16 protein-coding genes are annotated in these 17,824 nt (G+C 71.6%); 7 read left to right on the forward strand and 9 right to left on the reverse strand.

Going from position 1 to position 17,824, the window contains the following annotated elements:
• Positions 1-50: 50 nt before the first annotated feature.
• Together BM041_RS05170 and BM041_RS05175 are read left to right on the forward strand one after the other, a co-directional pair.
• Entirely contained in the window at positions 51-587 is a 537-nt protein-coding gene (locus BM041_RS05170) for a DUF4142 domain-containing protein (protein ID WP_092956385.1), read from the forward strand.
• A gap of 63 nt (positions 588-650) precedes the next feature.
• Positions 651-1,808, forward strand: coding sequence for an MFS transporter (locus BM041_RS05175; protein ID WP_092956388.1), 1,158 nt, complete (start codon positions 651-653; stop codon positions 1,806-1,808).
• Positions 1,809-1,826: 18 nt separating this feature from the next.
• On the opposite strand, the gene BM041_RS05180 is transcribed toward BM041_RS05175, so the two are convergent.
• Positions 1,827-2,279: a hypothetical protein gene (locus BM041_RS05180; RefSeq protein WP_092956391.1), complete on the reverse strand. Its 453-nt coding sequence runs from the start codon at positions 2,277-2,279 to the stop codon at positions 1,827-1,829.
• A 153-nt stretch (positions 2,280-2,432) separates the two neighbouring features.
• On the opposite strand from BM041_RS05180, the gene rsgA reads away from it, so the two are divergent.
• Positions 2,433-3,506: a ribosome small subunit-dependent GTPase A gene (gene rsgA, locus BM041_RS05185; RefSeq protein WP_092956393.1), complete on the forward strand. Its 1,074-nt coding sequence runs from the start codon at positions 2,433-2,435 to the stop codon at positions 3,504-3,506.
• A gap of 1 nt (position 3,507) precedes the next feature.
• Here the strand turns inward: rsgA and BM041_RS05190 are convergent, their stop codons facing one another.
• The 4 genes from BM041_RS05190 to fsa form a co-directional block, all read right to left on the reverse strand.
• The gene (locus BM041_RS05190) at positions 3,508-4,287 is read right to left on the reverse strand and encodes an SDR family oxidoreductase (protein ID WP_092956395.1); all 780 of its coding nucleotides are present in this window, start codon (positions 4,285-4,287) and stop codon (positions 3,508-3,510) included.
• Positions 4,288-4,446: 159 nt separating this feature from the next.
• Entirely contained in the window at positions 4,447-5,379 is a 933-nt protein-coding gene (locus tag BM041_RS05195; protein ID WP_092956397.1) for a tyrosine recombinase XerC, read from the reverse strand.
• Positions 5,380-5,392: 13 nt separating this feature from the next.
• The gene (locus tag BM041_RS05200) at positions 5,393-6,127 is read right to left on the reverse strand and encodes a DUF484 family protein (RefSeq protein WP_175533746.1); all 735 of its coding nucleotides are present in this window, start codon (positions 6,125-6,127) and stop codon (positions 5,393-5,395) included.
• Complete coding sequence (fsa, locus tag BM041_RS05205; RefSeq protein ID WP_092956403.1) at positions 6,124-6,780, reverse strand: fructose-6-phosphate aldolase; 657 nt, start codon at positions 6,778-6,780, stop codon at positions 6,124-6,126. The genes BM041_RS05200 and fsa overlap by 4 nt, the downstream gene beginning before the upstream one ends.
• 104 nt (positions 6,781-6,884) lie before the next feature.
• Between fsa and BM041_RS05210 the strand changes: the two genes are divergently transcribed.
• The 3 genes from BM041_RS05210 to BM041_RS05220 all read left to right on the forward strand — a co-directional run bounded on the left by BM041_RS05210 (position 6,885) and on the right by BM041_RS05220 (position 12,566).
• Positions 6,885-9,122: a primosomal protein N' gene (locus BM041_RS05210; RefSeq protein ID WP_092956406.1), complete on the forward strand. Its 2,238-nt coding sequence runs from the start codon at positions 6,885-6,887 to the stop codon at positions 9,120-9,122.
• Between the two features lie 210 nt (positions 9,123-9,332).
• Complete coding sequence (locus BM041_RS05215; RefSeq protein ID WP_092956408.1) at positions 9,333-10,889, forward strand: ABC transporter substrate-binding protein; 1,557 nt, start codon at positions 9,333-9,335, stop codon at positions 10,887-10,889.
• A gap of 78 nt (positions 10,890-10,967) precedes the next feature.
• Positions 10,968-12,566 (forward strand): ABC transporter substrate-binding protein, encoded by a 1,599-nt coding sequence (locus BM041_RS05220; protein WP_092956411.1) that lies wholly within the window; start codon positions 10,968-10,970, stop codon positions 12,564-12,566.
• Positions 12,567-12,653: 87 nt separating this feature from the next.
• On the opposite strand, the gene BM041_RS05225 is transcribed toward BM041_RS05220, so the two are convergent.
• The gene (locus tag BM041_RS05225) at positions 12,654-13,406 is read right to left on the reverse strand and encodes an SDR family NAD(P)-dependent oxidoreductase (protein WP_092956414.1); all 753 of its coding nucleotides are present in this window, start codon (positions 13,404-13,406) and stop codon (positions 12,654-12,656) included.
• Positions 13,407-13,481: 75 nt separating this feature from the next.
• Here BM041_RS05225 and BM041_RS05230 point away from each other — a divergent pair, with 75 nt between their 5' ends.
• Positions 13,482-13,937: a YybH family protein gene (locus BM041_RS05230; RefSeq protein ID WP_092956417.1), complete on the forward strand. Its 456-nt coding sequence runs from the start codon at positions 13,482-13,484 to the stop codon at positions 13,935-13,937.
• A 57-nt stretch (positions 13,938-13,994) separates the two neighbouring features.
• Here the strand turns inward: BM041_RS05230 and BM041_RS05235 are convergent, their stop codons facing one another.
• The 3 genes from BM041_RS05235 to BM041_RS05245 are packed head-to-tail and all read right to left on the reverse strand — an operon-like array spanning position 13,995 to position 17,821.
• Positions 13,995-15,056: an NAD(P)-dependent oxidoreductase gene (locus BM041_RS05235; protein WP_092956420.1), complete on the reverse strand. Its 1,062-nt coding sequence runs from the start codon at positions 15,054-15,056 to the stop codon at positions 13,995-13,997.
• Between the two features lies 1 nt (position 15,057).
• Positions 15,058-16,011, reverse strand: a complete 954-nt coding sequence (locus BM041_RS05240) for a Bug family tripartite tricarboxylate transporter substrate binding protein (protein WP_092956422.1) — start codon at positions 16,009-16,011, stop codon at positions 15,058-15,060.
• A 55-nt stretch (positions 16,012-16,066) separates the two neighbouring features.
• Entirely contained in the window at positions 16,067-17,821 is a 1,755-nt protein-coding gene (locus tag BM041_RS05245) for a thiamine pyrophosphate-binding protein (RefSeq protein ID WP_092956424.1), read from the reverse strand.
• Between the last annotated feature and the right edge of the window lie 3 nt (positions 17,822-17,824).

Here is a 17,824-nt window from a genome sequence, read left to right on the forward strand (position 1 = left end):
CGCCTTCTCTCGTTCCTAGGGCACGACGCCACCGAACCGGAGACAACGCCGTGAACCGACGCCGCCTGATCCTCGCCAGCGCCCTGCTGCTGCCCGCCATGCCCGCGCTGGGGCAATCCTCCTCCGGCCTGCTCAACCTCTTCGCCGGCACCGGCGCGGGCGCGAACGCCTTCGTCGAACGCGTCACCATCGCCAGCAATTTCGAGGTCGATTCCAGCAAGACCCTGCTGGAGAAGAGCACCCACCCCCAGATCCGCGACTACGCGACGCGCATGATCGCCGACCACAGCGCGATCCTCGCCGAACTCCGCGCCCTGCCGGATGCCGCCACGCGCCTGCCGGCGGGCCTCGACGACCGGACGCAGGAGAAGCTCATCCGCCTCCGCACCTTCGAGGGTGACGAGCTGAACCGCTGGTACGTCCAGATGCAGGTCGATGGCCACAAGGAGACGGTCGAGATCTTCGAGGCCTATGCCGCGCATGGGGAGGTGCCGCGCCTGAAGGAATTCGCCGAGCGCCGCCTGCCCGCCATGCGCGCCCACCTGGCGGCGGCCGAGGCCCTGCAGGCGCCCCGCCCGCCGCAGTAATCTCCGGCCGATTGTCACACGGCCCGGCTTGGCCCGGCCGGCGGCGCGTAGCACCCTGCCTGGATGCTGCGCGTCGCCATCGGGCTCGGGGTTGCCCAGACCATCGCCTGGGCCTGTACCTACTACCTGCCCGCCGTGATCGCGGTGGCGGTGGCGGAATCGCATGGCGTCTCCCGCACCCTGGTCGTCGCGGCCTTTTCCGCCGCGCTGCTGGTCGCGGGCCTCTGCTCCCCCCGCGTCGGCCGGGTGATCGAGGCGCATGGCGGCCGCAATCTCCTCGCCCTCTCCGCCCTCGTCATCGGCCTCGGCCTGGCGCTGCTGGGGCTGCTGCCCGGCTTGTGGGGCTGGGCCATCGGCTGGCTGGTGCTGGGCCTCGGCATGGCGATGGGTCTCTATGAGGCCGCCTTCGCCACGCTCGGGCGGCTGTTCGGCCAGCAGGCGCGGCGCGGCATCACCACCATCACGCTCTTCGCCGGCTTCGCCAGCACCATCGGCTTCCCGGTCGGCGCCGCGCTGCTGCCCCTGCTCGGCTGGCGCGGGCTCTGCCTGGCCTATGCCGCCGTGCATGTGCTGGTGGTGCTGCCGATCTACTGGTTCACGGTGCCGCCGGGCGTGCCCGCCGCCGCCACCGCCGCGGCCAGACCCCGGCCCGATGCCGCGGCGCTCGCCTGGGCCAGGCGAGCCTTCCTGCTGCTGGCCGCCTTCTTCATCCTGCGCTCCATCATCTCCGCCGTCTTCGGCGTGCACCTGATCGCGCTGCTGGAGGCGCTGGGCCTTGGCATCGCCGTCGCCGTCGGCATCGCGGCCGCTGTCGGCGCGGCGCAGGTCGGCGGGCGGCTGCTGGAATTCACCCTCGGCGCCAGCACCCATCCGCTGAAGGTCGCCAGGCTCGGCGCCCTGCTTCTGCCGGCCGGCGTGCTGGCGCTGCTGCTGGCGGGGCCCGTCGCCGCGCTGCCCTTCGCGCTCGCCTATGGCGCCTCCAACGGCATCCTCACCATCAGCCGTGGCACCGTGCCCCTCGCGCTGTTCGGGGCAGAGGGCTACGCCGTTCTGATGGGCCGCATGGCGATGCCCGTGCTGGTCGCCCAGGCGCTGGCGCCGACGCTGGCCACGCCGCTGGTGGAGGGCCTGCCCGCCATGGCGGTCTTCGGCATGGCGGGGCTCATGGCGCTGGCGGCGCTGGGCTGCCTGATGCTGGTGGCGCCGCGCCCGGTATCCTGAAGGCGGTGGTCCCGGCGCCTATTCGCTGACCTTCGCCGCCGTCACGGCCGTCTGCAGCTCCGTTTCCGTGAAGGGGCAGGTGCCGTAGCCGATCTCCATCGCGATGATCGCCTGCATCAGCGCGATGTTGGTCTTGTCGTCGAAGGTCAGCTTGTCCGTTGCCCCCTTGCCGATCTTCTTCGAGACGTAGGCGATATAGCCCTTCGTGTCGTTCTCGGAGGATGGCGCGTATTTCGTCAGGACCTCGGTGATGGTGCTGTAGGTCCGGCCCTTCATCTTCACATCCATGGCCAGGGCCCGAAGCCCCTTGGCCATGGTGATGAACGCGACCGGCCCATCCTTCGCCTGGTCGTTGCTCTTGCCGGAATAGGCGATGGTCTGGACCATCAGGTTGCCCGGGTTGTTGCGCTTGTAGCCGATGGTCTGCAGGTACCGCTCATCCGGCTTGGCGGCGGCGAGGTTCTGGGCCATGGCGTTGTCCTCCGGCCCCGCCGGCGGGCGGCGCTGCTGCGTCCGGAACGCTACGCCCGGGCAACAGCCGGGGGAAGGGGACTCGGCCGCAGGAAGGGCGCCGCCGCCGCCGGGCAGGTGCTATGCTGAGGGATGAACGAGACGGGGCCGCACTTGATCGAACGATACGGCTGGTCCGACGCCTGGCGCGCGGCCTTCGCGCCCCATGCCCATGCCGGCCACATCCCGGGCCGCATCGTCGTCCAGCAGCGGGAATACAACCTCGTCATCACCGAATCCGGCGTGCTCAACGCCCGCCTCTCCGGCCGCCTGCGGCATGAGGCGGCGGAGGGCGGGCACCCCGCCGCCGGCGACTGGGTGGCGGTGGCCGCCAAGCCGGCGGAGGGCACCGCCACCATCCACGCCGTCCTGCCCCGCCGCACCGCCTTCATCCGCCGCGCCGCCGACAGCGTCCGCACGCTGCAGGTCATCGCCGCCAATATCGACATCGTCTTCGTCGTCACCTCGCTCAACGCCGATCTCAACCCGCGCCGGATGGAACGCTTCCTCGCCGCCGCCTGGCAGAGCGGCGCCAGGCCCGTGGTGGTGCTGACCAAGGCCGACCTGGCCGACCAGCCGGGCGGCCGCGCCGCGGAGGTCGCGGCGCTCGCCGCCGGCTGTCCCGTCGTCATCGTCTCCGCCCGGGACGGGCAGGGGCTCGATGACCTCCGCGCCCATATCGCGCCCGGGGAGACCTGCGTGCTGATCGGCTCCTCCGGCGTCGGCAAATCCACCCTGGTGAACACCCTGCTGGGGGAGGCCCGCATGGCCACCCAGGACATCCGGGAGGACGACGCCAAGGGCCGCCACACCACCAGCCATCGCCAGCTCGTCCTGCTGCCGGGCGGGGGCATGATCCTGGACACCCCCGGCATCCGGGAGGTCGGCCTGGTCGACGCGGAGGAAGGCCTCGTCACGGTCTTCGAGGATGTCGAGCAGCTGGCGGCGCAATGCCGGTTCAACGATTGCGGCCACACCAACGAACCCGGCTGCGCGGTGCGCGGGGCGCTGGGGGACGGCACGCTCGACCCCGATCGCTGGGCCGCCTTCCAGAAGCTGCGCGACGAACTCGCCGCCGCCGCGCAGGTCAAGGATCGCGCGACGCAGGATGCCGACCGCATCCGCGCCGCGAAGCAGCAGCGATCCTACCGCAAGGCCAAGACGAAGCTGCGCGGCGGGGACAGCTGATTCAACTCATGCTGGCGGTCACGCCGCCATCGACGAAGATCAACTGGCCGGAGACGAAGTCGCTGGCCGGGGAGGCGAGGAACACGGTCGTGCCGGCGATCTCCTCCGCATTCGCATAGCGCCCGGCCGGGCAGCGCCGCTTCACCATCGCCAGCCATTCGGGATTGTCCAGCAGCGGCCGGTTCAGCTCCGTGTCGAACCAGCCCGGCCCGATCGCATTAGCCTGGATGTTGTAGGGGCCGAGTTCCACCGCCAGCGCCCGGATGAACATCTTGATGCCGCCCTTGGCGGAGGCATAGGGCGTGATGGTCGCCCGCCCGAGGTCCGACGCCAGCGACCCTGTCGCGATCACCTTCCCCCGGCGCCTTTCCTTCATCCCCGGCACCACCAGGCGCGACAGCCGCCACAGCGCCGTCAGATGCGTGTCCATCACGCTGTACCAGCCTTCCTCCGTCGTCTCCTCGACCGGCGCGCGGTGCTGGTTGCCGGCGTTGTGGACCAGGATGTCGATCGGCCCCATCGCCTTCACGGCGGCTTCCACCGCCGGGCCGTCGGTGACGTCGAAGGCGCTGATGCGCGCGTCCAGCCCATCGGCGTGCAACGCCGCCGCCTGCGCCTCCAGCGTCGCCGCATCCCGGCCGGCGAGGATGACGCTCGCGCCCGCCTGCGCCAGGCCGCGCGCCATGGCGGCGCCGAGGCCGCGCGACGCCCCGGTGATGAGGGCCACGCGGCCGGTCAGGTCGAATTGGCGCGCATGGGCGGCGCGGGCGGTGTCGGTCATGGCGGTTTGCTCCCGGTGGTGCTTGGGGGGAGCGTGCCATTGCTTCGCTGCCGTGGGGAAGGCAGCGAAGCAATGGCCTGGGTTCCAAGGGCCCGCTGGCCCTTGGCGAGGGGGTGCAGGGGGAGCAGCGCTCCCCCTGCGGCAACCCGCGAAATCCCCTCAATCCGCCCGTGGATGCGCCTTCTGCCACGTCTCCAGCAGCGCCGCCGCATCCACCCGCGTGTAGCGCTGTGTCGTGGACAGGCTCGCATGGCCCAGCAGTTCCTGGATCGCCCGCAGGTCCGCCCCGCCCCCCAGCAGATGCGTCGCGAAGGAATGCCGCAGCGCATGGGGCGTGGCGTGTTCCGGCAGCCCCGCCAGCCGCCGCCAGTGCCGCAGATGCCGCTGCGCCACGGCGGGGTCGAGCCTGCCCCCCCGCGCGCCCACGAAGAGCGGGCTGTCCGGGTGGCGATCGGGGTGCTCCGCCAGCCAGGCCTCCATCGCCTGGCGCACCGCCGGCAGCACCGGCACCAGGCGCTGCTTGTTGCCCTTGCCCGTGACCCGCAGCGCGGCATCCTGCCCCGCCCGCGGCGCATCCTTCACGTCGAGCGCCAGCGCCTCCGCAATCCGCAGCCCGCAGCCATAGAGCAGGGTGAACAGCGCCACGTCCCGCGCCGCCTGCATCCGCGGCTGTTCGGACCGGTCGGGGTCATGCACGCCGCCGATATTCGCCGCGATATCCTTGGCATCGGCGGCCGACAGCGCCCGCGGCACCGGCGCCCCCGCGCGCGGCCCGCGCATCCCCGCCAGCGCCGCCACCTTGTGGCCCCGCCGCCGCGCCAGGTCCCGCAGGAATCCCCGGATCGCCGCCAGGCGCCGGGCGCGCGTGGCATTGGCGTCGCCCACCCGCGCGCGCTCCGCCAGGAAGCCCCGGATATCGGCGGGCCGCAGCGTGGCGAGCGCGGTCGTATCCGGCACCTCGCCCAGGTGCCGGGTCAGGAAATCGATGAACAGCGCGAGGTCCGCGCCATAGGCCTCCACCGTATTGCCGCTGGCGCGCCGCTCCTGCGCCAGCATCCGAAGCCAGGCAGCGACGGCCTCCGGCGCTTCCATCAACGGCCCGGCATCAGCGAGAGAGCGCCGCCGCCACCGCGCGGCCGAGGAAGGCGAGCGTCGTCACCGCCTGCCGCGCCGGCAGTGCCGCCGCATCCCGCGCGCCCAGCGCCAGCATGCAGGGCGTGCCGCACCACAGCGGCACCCGCGCCACCGCGTCCCGCGTCACCAGGGCCGCGGCCTCCGCGTGCAGCAATTCGGCATCCGTGATCTCGGTCCGCACGCGCGCATCCCGCCCGCGCCCGACCAGCCTGGCGATGGTCCCCGGCGGCAGCATCCGCACGCCCTGGCGGGGCAGGGCGGTCTCCGCCGGCGCCCGGCGGCCCGGCAGGAAGGATGGCGCGCCGGCGGGCTCCGCGAAGATCGCGCAGCTTTCGATGCGCAGCAGCGCGGGCAGTTCCTGGCTGACGGTTTCCGGGATGTCGCGGGACCGCATCAGCGCCAGCGTCGCCAGCCGGACCCGCAGCACCAGCGCCGCGCCGGCCCGGCCATCATCGATGGCGGCCTGCACCTCGGCCTCCAATTGCCGCGTGCGGGCGCGCTCCGCGGCCACCATCGCCGCCATGTGGTCCGCGAGATTCTCCCCATGCACCCGGCGCGGCGGCACCAGCGCGCGGTACAGGTCGGGGTGTCGGACCAGGAAGTCCGGATGGTCGCGCAGATACGCCGCGACCTCCTCAGCCGTCAGTGGGTGGCCAGCCGGGGCAGCGCCCGCGGTGTCGAGGAGGGTCGCGGCGTTCGATGTCACAGGATGCTCTGCCCTGTCTTCGCCCAATCGGCGAGGAAGGCGGCGAGCCCGGCCTCGGTCAGGGGATGCTTGAGAAGCTGGCGGATGACAGCCGGCGGCAGCGTGGCCACATGGGCACCGAGCTTGGCGGACTGCACCAGGTGGATCGGGTGCCGGATGGAGGCGACCAGGACCTCCGTCTTCAGGGTCGGGTAGTTGCGGTAGATCTGGACGATGTCCGCGATCAGCGCCATGCCGTCGGTGGAGATGTCGTCCAGCCGGCCGACGAAGGGCGAGATGAAGGTGGCACCCGCCTTCGCCGCCAGCAGCGCCTGGGCGGCGGAGAAGCAGAGCGTGACATTCACCGGCGTGCCTTCCTGCGACAGCGCCCTGCAGGTGCGCAGCCCGGCTTCCGTCAGCGGCACCTTCACGCAGACATTCGGCGCGATGCCGCGCAGGAACCGGCCCTCCGCCAGCATGCCCGCGAAATCCGTCGCCGTGACCTCCGCGCTCACCGGCCCTTCCGTGATGGCGCAGATTTCCGCGATGACTTCCGCCATCTTGCGACCGGACTTGGCGATCAGGCTCGGGTTGGTGGTGACGCCATCGACCAGGCCGGCTTCCGCCAGGCTGCGGATATCGGCCACATCGGCGGTATCGACGAAGAACTTCATCAGGCTTGGTCCCTTTGGCCGGTCGACCGGCGGCGCATTCCTTGCGGTGCGGCCGCCGGACAAGCGAAAATCGTTTCGCTTTCGTTCGCTCTGGAGCTTATAGCATGCGCGCCTCCGGGCGGAAGTCTTCGCCCCCGAACCAACCTGCCGGCGTGGCTTCCGCGCCACGGGTCCGGGTCCTGCTGCCACTCCCCCTGGCCGCCGGCGCCTATGACTATCGCCTGCCCCACGGCCTGCACGCCCCCCGTGGCGCCTTCGTGGCCGTCCCCCTCAATGGGCGGGAGATGCTGGGCGTGGTCTGGGACGGAGAGGCCGATCCCGACCTCGCCCCCTCACGTCTGCGTGACGTGATGGCGGTGCTGGACGTGCCCCCGATGGGCGAGACGCTGCGCCGCTTCGTCGAATGGGTGGCCGCCTACACGCTGAGCCCCCCCGGCGCCGTGCTGCGGATGGCGATGTCGAGCCCCGGCGCCTTCACCCCCCCCTCCGCCAAGGCCGGCTGGCAGCGCGCCCCCAGCGAGGGCCGCAACGCCCCCGACCCCCGCATGACCCCCGCGCGGCTCCGCGTGATGGATGCGCTGCCGCCCGGTGAAGTGATGTCCGGCACCGCATTGGCCGAGGCCGCCGGCGTCTCCCCCGCCGTGGTGCGCGGCCTGGCCGATGCCGGCCTGCTGGTGCCGGCCCTGCTGCCGGAAGATGACCTGTTTCCCGCGCCGGACCCCGAACACCCCGGCCCCACCCTGCTGCCGGACCAGGCCGCCGCCGCGACCAGGCTGCGGGAGAAGGTGGCCGAACGCCGCTTCGGCGTCACGCTGCTGACCGGCGTCACGGGATCGGGCAAGACGGAAGTCTACCTCGACGCCGTCGCGGAGTGTCTCAGAAGGGGCCGGCAGGCGCTGGTCCTGCTGCCGGAAATCGCCCTCTCCGCCCAGTGGCTCGACCGCTTCCGCGCCCGCTTCGGGGTCGCCCCCGCCCTCTGGCACTCCGAACTCGGCAGCCGCACCCGCGCGCGCACCTGGCGCGCCGTGGCGGAAGGCGGCGTGCAGGTCCTGGTCGGCGCGCGATCCGCGCTGTTCCTGCCCTTCCCGGACCTCGGCCTCATCATCGTGGACGAGGAACACGAGACCGCCTTCAAGCAGGAAGACGGCGTCGTCTACCACGCCCGCGACATGGCCGTGGTCCGCGCCCGCCTGTCCCAGGCCTCCTGCATCCTCGTCTCCGCCACGCCGTCGCTGGAGACGCTGAACAATGTGGAGGCCGGGCGCTACGACCATGTCGACCTCCCCCAGCGCCACGGTGCCGCGGGGATGCCGGGGGTGGAGGCGATCGACCTCCGCCAGCACGCCCCCGAACGCGGCCGCTTCATCGCCCCCCCGCTGATCGAGGCGATCCGGGAGACACTGGCCCGCGGCGAACAGGCCATGCTGTTCCTGAACCGCCGGGGCTACGCGCCACTCACGCTGTGCCGCGCCTGCGGCCACCGGATGCGCTGCCCGAACTGCACCGCCTGGCTGGTCGAACATCGCGCCCAGCGCCGCCTGCAATGCCACCATTGCGGCCATGCCGAGCCCATCCCGCCGACCTGCCCGGAATGCAACGCGCCGGGCACCCTGACCCCCGTCGGCCCCGGCGTGGAACGGGTGGTGGAGGAAGCGACCGAACTCTTCCCCGATGCCCGCCGCATCGTCATGGCCAGCGACACCATCCCCGGCCCCGCCGCCGCCACCGCCGCCGCCGATTCCATCGCGAACCGCCAGGTGGACCTCATCATCGGCACGCAGATCGTCGCCAAGGGGTGGCACTTCCCGCACCTGACGCTGGTCGGCGTGGTGGACGCGGATCTCGGCCTGGCGGGGGGCGACCTCCGCGCCGCCGAACGCACCCTGCAACTGCTGCACCAGGTCTCCGGCCGCGCCGGCCGCGCCGAAGCCCCCGGCCGCGTCCTGCTGCAGACCTTCAACCCGGACCACCCGGTGATGCGCGCCCTCGTCTCCGGCGACCTCGACGCCTTCATGGCGGAAGAAGCCGCCGGCCGCCGCCCCGGCCACTGGCCCCCCTATGGGCGCCTCGCCGCTCTCATCGTCAGCGCGGAAGACGAACGCGAAGCCGACCGCGCCGCCCGCGACCTCGGCCTTGCCGCCCCCCGCGCCGAGGGCGTCGAAATCCTCGGCCCCGCCCCGGCGCCGCTGGCCCTGCTGCGCGGCCGCCACCGCCGCCGCCTGCTGCTGAAAGCCCGCAAGGACATCCAGATCCAACCCCTGCTCCGCGACTGGCTCGCCCGCGTCAAACTGCCGAACAGCGTGCGCGTGCAGGTGGACGTGGACCCGGTGGGGTTCCTGTAGCGGGGGTGGCACGCCCGGCGAGGGGCTGCGCGCGGCGCCCCTCCCATCACCGACCAATCCCATGGGTTCCGAGGGCCCGCTGGCCCTCGGCGGGTGAAGGGGTCCGGGGGAGAGGGCGGAGCCCTTTTCCCCGGGATGGCCCCGCCCTCGCCCAACCCCGCCCCCCGGGTCTAGGCTGTGCCCTGCACCACCCTTGGGGGGCGACCGGCGATGCGTGGTTGGATGATGGTGGCGGCGGTGCTGTTGCCGGTGGTGGCCGCGGCGCAGGAGGCGCGGGTGGCGATCCAGACGGAGACCTCCTCGCTCGACCCCCATTTCGCGCTGGTCGGTGCCAACCAGGCGGTGATGCGGCATCTCTTCGATCCGCTGGTCGCGTCGGACCGGAACCTGCGGCCGGTGCCGGGCCTGGCCGAATTCTCCAATCCAGAGCCCGATCTCTGGGAGTTCCGGCTGCGTCCGGATGCGCGCTTCCATGACGGCACGCCGGTGACGGCGGAGGATGTGCGCGCCTCGATCGAGCGCATGCCGCGCGTGCCCAACAGCCCCGCGCCCTATATCCGCCTGGCCGGCAGCATCGTGGCGCTGGAGGTGGTGGATGCCCGCACCATCCGGATCCGGTCGCGGGGCGTCGATCCCTCCGTGCCGCTGAATGCGATGACGGCCTGGATCATCCCGGCCCGCATCGCGGCCACGGCGACGACAGCGGATTTCAATGCGGGGCGGGCGGTGGTGGGTTCCGGCCCCTGGCGCTTCGTCGAATGGCAGCCGGGCTCCGCGCTGCGCTTGGCGCGGAACGACGGGTATTGGGGCGCGGCCCCCGCCTTCGCCCGCGCCACGCTGCGGCCGGTGGCGAATGATGCCGCGCGGCTCGCGGCCCTGCTGGCGGGCGATGCCGACCTGGTCGATGCCGTCCCGCCCGGGGAGGTGGCGCGGCTCCGCGCCCGGCCGGAGGTCACGGTCTCCTCCGCCTCCTCCAACCGCATGATCTATATCGGCCTCGACCAGGCGAATGACCCATCGCCCTTCGTCACGGCGCGGGACGGGCGGCCGCTGGCGGCCAATCCGCTGAAGGATGCGCGGGTGCGCCATGCCCTCTCGCTCGGCATCAACCGCGCCGCGATCGTGGATCGGGTGATGTCCGGCGCCGCCCGCGCCTCCGGCCAATTGGCCATCGAGGGGCAACTGGGTTTCGACCCGGACCTGGCGGCCCCGGCCTATGACCCGGCGGAGGCGCGCCGCCTGCTGGCCGCGGCGGGGTATGGGGAGGGCTTCCGCATCACGCTGCATTCCCCCAACAACCGCTATGTGGAGGATGACAAGACCGCGCAGGCGGTCGCGCAGTTCTGGGCGCGGATCGGCCTGGATGCGCGGGTGGAGGTCATGCCCTCCAACGTCTTCTTCACCCGCGCGGGGCGGCGGGAATTCAGCACCTTCCTCATCGGATTCGGGCATTCCACCGGCGATGCCTGGCTCGGCATGGCGCAGGTGCTGCACAGCTTCGACGCGACACGGGGCCTCGGCGGGTTGAACCGCGGCCGCTATGCCAGCCCGGCCTTCGACGGGCTGATGGAACAGGCCCGCGGCGCGGCCGATCCGGCGGCGCGGGATCAGCTGATCCGCCAGGCGCAGCGGGTGGCGATGGGGCAGGACATGGCGGTGCTGCCGCTGCATGTGCCGGACAACATCTGGGCCCACCGGGCGAGCCTGACCTACGCCGCGATGGTCGAGGAAAGCACCCTGGCGCACCACCTGCATCCCAGGCGCTAGCGAGGTTTTCCCCGCTGGACAGGGGATGGGGCCTCAAGCATCTTCCGGCGCCTCCGAACCGGGAAGAGACACAAGACCATGCAGGCTTCACCCCTCCGTACCCTGCTGCGCGGCGCGGTCAGCGCGCTGGCGCTGGGTGCCGTCTTCGCCGCGACGGCGCCCGCCGCGCCGGCTGCCGCCACCACCTTCACCTGGGCCACGGCCAACGACATCCTCGGCCTCGATCCGCACGCCAACAACCACGGCGTGACGAACACGATGAAGGAGAATGTCTATGAGCCGCTGGTGAAGCGGCAGCCCGATGGCAGCGTCCGCCCGGCGCTCGCGGAGCGGTGGGAACAGGTGAACGCCACCACCTGGCGCTTCCACCTGCGCCGCAATGTCCGCTTCCACGGGGGCGAGCCCTTCACCGCCGCCGATGTGGTGATGTCGGCTGAGCGCGTGCGCCAGAACGACATGGCCTACACGCTGCAATCCGTCACCGCCGTCCGCGCCGTGGACGACTTCACGGTGGAGATCGAGACCCGCGGCCCGAACCCGATCCTGCTGCAGGACCTGACGCTGTTCTTCATCATGAACGCGAACTGGGTCCGCGCGAACAACGCCATGGCCGTGGCGCGCGCCGGCCAGCCAGGTGCCACCAGCACCTTCGTCCAGCTGAACACCAACGGCACGGGCCCCTTCCGCGTCGTGGAGCGCCTGGCGGATGAACGCACCGTGCTGGTGCCGAACGCCGAATACTGGGATGCGGCCGCGATGCAGCACGGCATCACCCGCGCCGTCTTCCGCCCTGTTTCCAGCGCGCCGACGCGCGTGGCCGCCCTGCTGTCCCGCGAACTGGACGTGATGTACCACGTGCCGCTGCAGGACGTTCAGCGCGTGTCCCAGGCGCAGGGCATCCGCCTGATCCAGGGCCCGACCGCGCGCAGCATCTACTTCGCCATGGACACGGCCCGGCCGGAGAACCTGGACGCGCCCGGCACGCCGAACCCGATGCGTGACCCGCGCGTGCGCCGGGCCATGTACCAGGCGATCGACATGAACACGATCACCCGCGTGATCCTGCGCAACTCCACCGTCGCCGCCGGCATCCCCATCGCCCAGGCGATCGGCGGCTTCGACGCGGCGTCGAATGAACGCCTGCCCTTCGACCCGGATGCGTCGCGCCGCCTGCTGGCGGAAGCCGGCTTCCCCCAGGGCTTCCGCACCACGCTGAACTGCCCCAACAACCGCTACGTGAATGACGAGGCCATCTGCCAGGCCGCCGTCAGCATGCTGCAGCGCGTCGGCATTCAGGCGCGGCTCAACGCCGTGCCCTTCGGCCGCTTCCTGCAGGGCGGCGCCAATGGCGAATACCAGTTTTATTTGTTGGGCTGGACGCCGGGCAATTTCGACATGACGAACCCGGGGCGTGAACTGCTGGGCGAGGGCAGCTTCAACTGGGGCCGCTTCCAGGACGACCAGATGGCGGAACTGCTCCGCCAGATCGCGGTGGAGACGGACCAGCCGAAGCGCCAGCAGCTGGCGGGCCAGTACTGGGCGCGCTTCCGCGAATTGCTGCCGATGATCCCGCTGCACCAGGAGCCGCAGATCTTCGGCGTGCGGGAGACGGTGGCCGAACTGCCGCTGCGCGTGCAGGAAGACCTGGAACTCCGTCACGTCCGCATGCGCCGCTGATCGGTCACGATCCGCGGGGAAGGGGGCCCGGTGCCGCAAGGCGCCGGGCCTTTTTCATGCCGCCCGTGACGAAGGATCAAGCGACCCTCAGATCAGCCCGCCATTCACATGCAGCACCTGCCCGGTGACATAGCCCGCGGCCGGTGAGGCGAAATAGGCCACCGCTTCCGCCACATCATCCGGCGTGCCGAGGCGGCCCATCGGGATCTTCGCCGTCACCGCATCCCATTGCGCCTGGCTCAGCGCCGCATGGGCGCCGGGGTCCTTCCGGGTGTAGCCCGGCGCCACCGCATTCACGGTGACGCCGCCCTTCGCCGCCTCCACCGCCAGCGCCCGCACCAGCGCCTCCACCGCGCCCTTCGCGGCCGCGCTGGCGGGGAAGGTGCTGACATCCGTGCGGAAGACATGCGCGACGAAGGAGGAGATGGCGATGATCCTCGGCGCATCGCGCCCCATCAGGTGCGGCAGCGCGGCGCGCGCCGTCCGCAGGAACCCCCACAGCACGCCGTCGATCGATTTCTGGAAGATGGCGTCATCGGCCTGGGCGAAGGGCGTCCTGTCCGCGAAGCCTGCCGCCGTGACCACGACGTCGAGCGCGCCGAATTCCTCCATGGCGCGCGCCACCAGCGCCGCCGGCAGGGCGGCATCGCCGATATCGCCGAGCATCGTCACGGCTTCCGCCCCCGCCATGCGCGCGGCTGCCGCCACGCGGTCCAGCCCCTCCGCATTCCTGCGCGTGTGCAGGAGCATCGCGGTGCCGGGCGCTGCCAGCCGGCGCACGCAGCCCGCGCCGATGCCGGACCCCGCGCCGGTGATGAGAACAACGCGCTTCGTCGTCATGCACCGCTCCTGGTCCTGATCCGGGCTGAAGCGTTACCCTTCCCCGCGATACCGCGCAAACCGAGGAATGCCCCGATGGATGCCCTGCCCGAGGCCGATGCCGGAACCCGCGCCGGCGTGCTGGCCTGGATGGCGCGCTTCGCCGCCGCGGTGCGCGCGGTGGACTACCGGGCGGCGACGCCGATGTGGCACGACCAGGTCCTGGCCTTCGGCACCCACCAGGCCGTGCTGGAAGGGTTCGCCCAGTTCCGCGACCGCCAATGGGACAGCGTCTGGCCCCGCACAGCGGACTTCACCTTCGTGCAGGACGCGGCCCGTGTCCTGGCCAGCGCCGATGCCAGCCTGGCCATCGCCATCGCGCCCTTCGCCAGCACGGGCTTCCACGCCGATGGCACGCCCTTCCCGCGCCCCGGCCGCGCCACGCTGGTGCTGATGCGCGGGGCCGATGGCTGGATCGCCGTGCACAGCCATCTGTCCCTGGAACGCGGCGTGCCGACGGAGAGCCACGGCGACAGGCCGGTGATCCGCTGACTCGAAAAGCCCTCTCCCCCTGACAGGGGGAGAGGGTTGGGTGAGGGGGGGAAACGCCTACCCCAACGCCTTCGGCGCAAACCCGAACGCCGCCTCGAAGCGCTTCGAATACAGCGGCCACGCTTCCGGATTCTCTAGCCGCGGCGGCACCTCGCCCCGGAAGATCTGCGCCCATTGCAGCGCCGCGCCTTCCGCCATGTCGTGCAGCGCTTCCTGCGTGATGCCGGCGTTGTGCGGCGTGACGATGACGTTATCGAAGGCCAGCAGCGGATGATCGGGCGGCGGCGGTTCCTTCAGGAACACATCCAGCCCCGCCCCCGCCAGCTGCCCCGCCGCCAGCGCCTCTGCCAGCGCGCCCTCGTCATGAATGCCGCCGCGCGAGGTCTGGATGAAATAGGCCGTCGGCTTCATGGCCGCGTATTGCGCCGCGCCGATCATGCCGAAGGTCTCCCTGTTGCGCGGTACATGGACGGAGACGAAGTCGGCGCGCGCAAAGACTTCCTCCATCGTGGCCTTCGTGCCGCCGCGCGCCGCGATTTCCGCGGCGTCCAGATACGGATCGCAGGCCAGCACCGTCATCCCGAACAGCCCGCGGCACAGCTCCGCCACGCGGGTGCCGATCTGCCCGATGCCGACCAGGCCGAGCGTCTTGCCGCGGATGTCGCGCCCCGTGACGGCGAAGCGATCCAGCCCCGCCTGACGGCGCAGCATCTTGTCCGCCACGCCGATCTTCTTCGACAGCGCCAGGATCAGCCCCAGCACATGCTCCGCCACCGCTTCCTTGTTGGTGCCGGATTGGTGGCAGACGATCACGCCGGCCTTGGTGCAGGCCTCCACATCGATCACGTCGAAGCCGGCACCCGACGAACACGCCGCCAGCAGGTTCGGCGCGCGGGCCAGCAGCGCGGCGTCGCAGAACCAGGGTTCCTGGATCTCCACACGCGGCAATGCGTGGTAGCCATGCGCCTGCGCGAAGGCCGCATCCAGTGTCGCGCGGTCCATGCCGAATTGCAGGTGATCGAGCGCGATATTCGGCTCCGCCCCCAGCACGCGCAGCGCCACCGGGTCCATCCAGTGGGAGAAATAGGAAAGCCGCGCCGTCGGCAGCGTGTTCGACATTCTACTGTCCCTGTCTCAGTCCAAGCCGCCGCACCAGCGCGCCATTCGCGGCGAGTTCCGCGCGCACCGTGCCCGCAAATTCCTCAGGGCCCTGCACCGCGGGCTCGATCCCCTGTTCCGCCAGCCGCGCCACCACCTCCGGCTCCGCGAACAATCCCGCCAGCGCCGCATGAACCTGGTTGACGATGCCACGCGGCGTGCCGCCGGGCAGCACGACACCGGCCCAGATCTCCGTCTCCTCCCCGGGGAAGCCGGCCTCCGCGATGGTCGGCACTTCCGGCAGCAGGCTGGCGCGCGCCGGCGTCATCGCCGCCAGGGGGCGCAGCGTGCCGGCGCGGACATGCGGCAGCAGGCTGTTCAGCGCGCCGCAGAAGGCATGCGTCCGCCCCGCCAGCAAATCCGGCATCAGCGCCGCCGCGCCGCCATAGGGGACATGCACCATGTCCTCCCCCACCAGCCGCGCCACGCCGAAATGCTGGAAGCTGCCGACGCCGGAGGAGGGGTAGGAAAGCTGCCCCGGTCTCTCCTTCGCCGCCGCCACCAGGCCGCGCACGTCGCGGATGCCGGTCGACGGATTCACCACCAGCAGCGTCTGCACCCGCGCGACGCGCGCTGCCAAGGCGAGGTCGCGCAGCGGGTCGAAGCTGGTGCGCATGGTCAGCGGATTGGTCGTCAGCACCTGGTTCGGCGCGAAGAGCCAGGTGGCGCCATCCGGCGCGCTGCGCGCCACGGCTTCCGTGCCGATATTGCCGGCCGCACCCGGCCGGTTCTCCACCACGAAGGGCTTTCCCCAGCGCGCGCCGAGCCTTTCCGCGATCAGCCGCGCCATCAGGTCGTTGCTGCCGCCGGGCGTGAAGGGCACGACCATGCGCAAGGTGGCCGCCGGAAAATCCTGCGCCAGCGCGGGCGCGGCCGCCATGGCGATGGCCGCGCCCAGGAACGAACGTCGCTGCATCGTTCTTCTCCTCCCTGAAATGCCGCGGCCTTTCCGGCCGTCAGCTGTGCCCGGTTCAACTATGTCGCGTCAGTCCCGCCGTCATCGCCGCCGAATATCCCGGTGCGACGCGCGCATCGATCACCACCGTCTCCCCGGCCCTGACCCGCGCCACCGCATCCCTGACGGCGGCGGCGAGTTCGCCGGCCGTGTGCACCGGCCCGATCCCCGTGGCACCCTGCGCCCGCGCCAGCGCGGCGATGTCGATGTCGGGGTCGGCGATGCGCTGGCCGATCCACTTGTTCTCGACCGGCCGGTTGCGCTGCTTGGCGACGCGTTCCTGGTGGACCTCGTCATTGTAGAAGCTGCGGTTGTTGCAGATCACCGCCAGCATCGGCACGCGGTAATGCGCGGCCGTCCAGAAGGCCGTCGCACTCATCAGCGTGTCGCCATCGCCCAGCACCGCGACCGGCAGCCGCCCCGTGCCCTCCAGCGCCATCGCGGCGCCCGTCAGCATCCCCGGCCCCGCGCCGATCCCCGCGCCGCCATCGCCGCCGAGATAGTCCAGCGGATGCCGGAAATGCCAGGTCTCGCCCCGCCATCCCAGCGGCAGCCGCACGAGGCAGGTGGGCACGCCGTGCAGCCCTTCCCCGAGTGCCGCCGACAGCGTGCCCACATCCAGCATCGCATCGGGCGAGGCCGGCGGCAGGGCCGGGCAGGCGGGCAGGTCTTCCGGTGGCGTGCCGGGGCCCACGCCCAGCGCATCCGCGATGGCATGCAGCGCGATCTGCGGCTCGCAGGCCAGGTGGAGATCGACGGGCGGCAGGCCGAAATGCTCCATCCCGAAGCCGTTATGCAGCTGCTGGTCGAGCGTCGCGTGGATCACCCGCCCCTCGAATCCGCTGGCCTGCTTCAGCGTCCCCGCCAGATCCACCCAGTCGAAGGCCAGCACCAGGTCCGCGCCGCGCAGCGCGGCCTGCGCCTTCTCCGTCAGGAAGGTGGTCGGCGCCGCGGCGTGCAGCGGATGGTCGGTCGGGAAGGCCGCGCCCACCTTGAAGTCGGTCAGCACGACGGCGTCCAGCGCCTCCGCCATCGCCACGCGGCGCGCCCAGTCGGCGGTGGTCCTCGCGCCGCGCCCCGCCAGGATCATCGGCCGCTTCGCCGCGCGGATCATCGCCACCGCGGCATCCACCGTCGCCGGCGCGGGTATGGAAGGCGGGGGCGGCGCGTATCGGGAAACGTCCGGCAGCGCCGGCAGCGCCTCCAGCCGCATTTCCTGCAACGCCGCATCGAGGTTCACATAGACCGGCCCGCAGGGCGCGCTGCGCGTGATGAGGTTCGCCCGCAGCAGCGCCTCCACCGCCGCCGGCACCGAAGCCGGCTGGTTGTCCCATTTGAGAAACGGCCGGACCAGCGCCGCCTGGTCGCTCATCGTGTGCAGCCAGTCGATCCAGGGCCGCCGCGCCGCCGCATCCACCGGCCCCGTCGCGCCCAGCACCAGCATCGGCACGCGGTCGCACCAGGCGTTGAACAGCCCCATCGTGCCATGCATCAGCCCGACATTGCTGTGCAGCACCACGGCCATCGGCTCCCCGGTGATCTTCGCCCAGCCATGCGCGATGGCCACCGCATTGCCTTCATGCAGGCAGAGGATCATCTGCGGGTCGCGGTTGCCGGTGTGGTTCACCAGGCTGTCATGCAACCCGCGAAAACTCGCGCCGGGATTCAGCGTGATGTGCCGGTAGCCCATTTCCTGCACCAGGCTGGCGACGACGTCGCTGCCCCAGGCGCTGCCGGGGGGCGATGCGATGGGCTTCTCGATCTCATCCATGCT

Origin of the sequence: Falsiroseomonas stagni DSM 19981, assembly GCF_900114315.1 — a bacterium.
GTDB lineage: Bacteria > Pseudomonadota > Alphaproteobacteria > Acetobacterales > Acetobacteraceae > Falsiroseomonas > Falsiroseomonas stagni.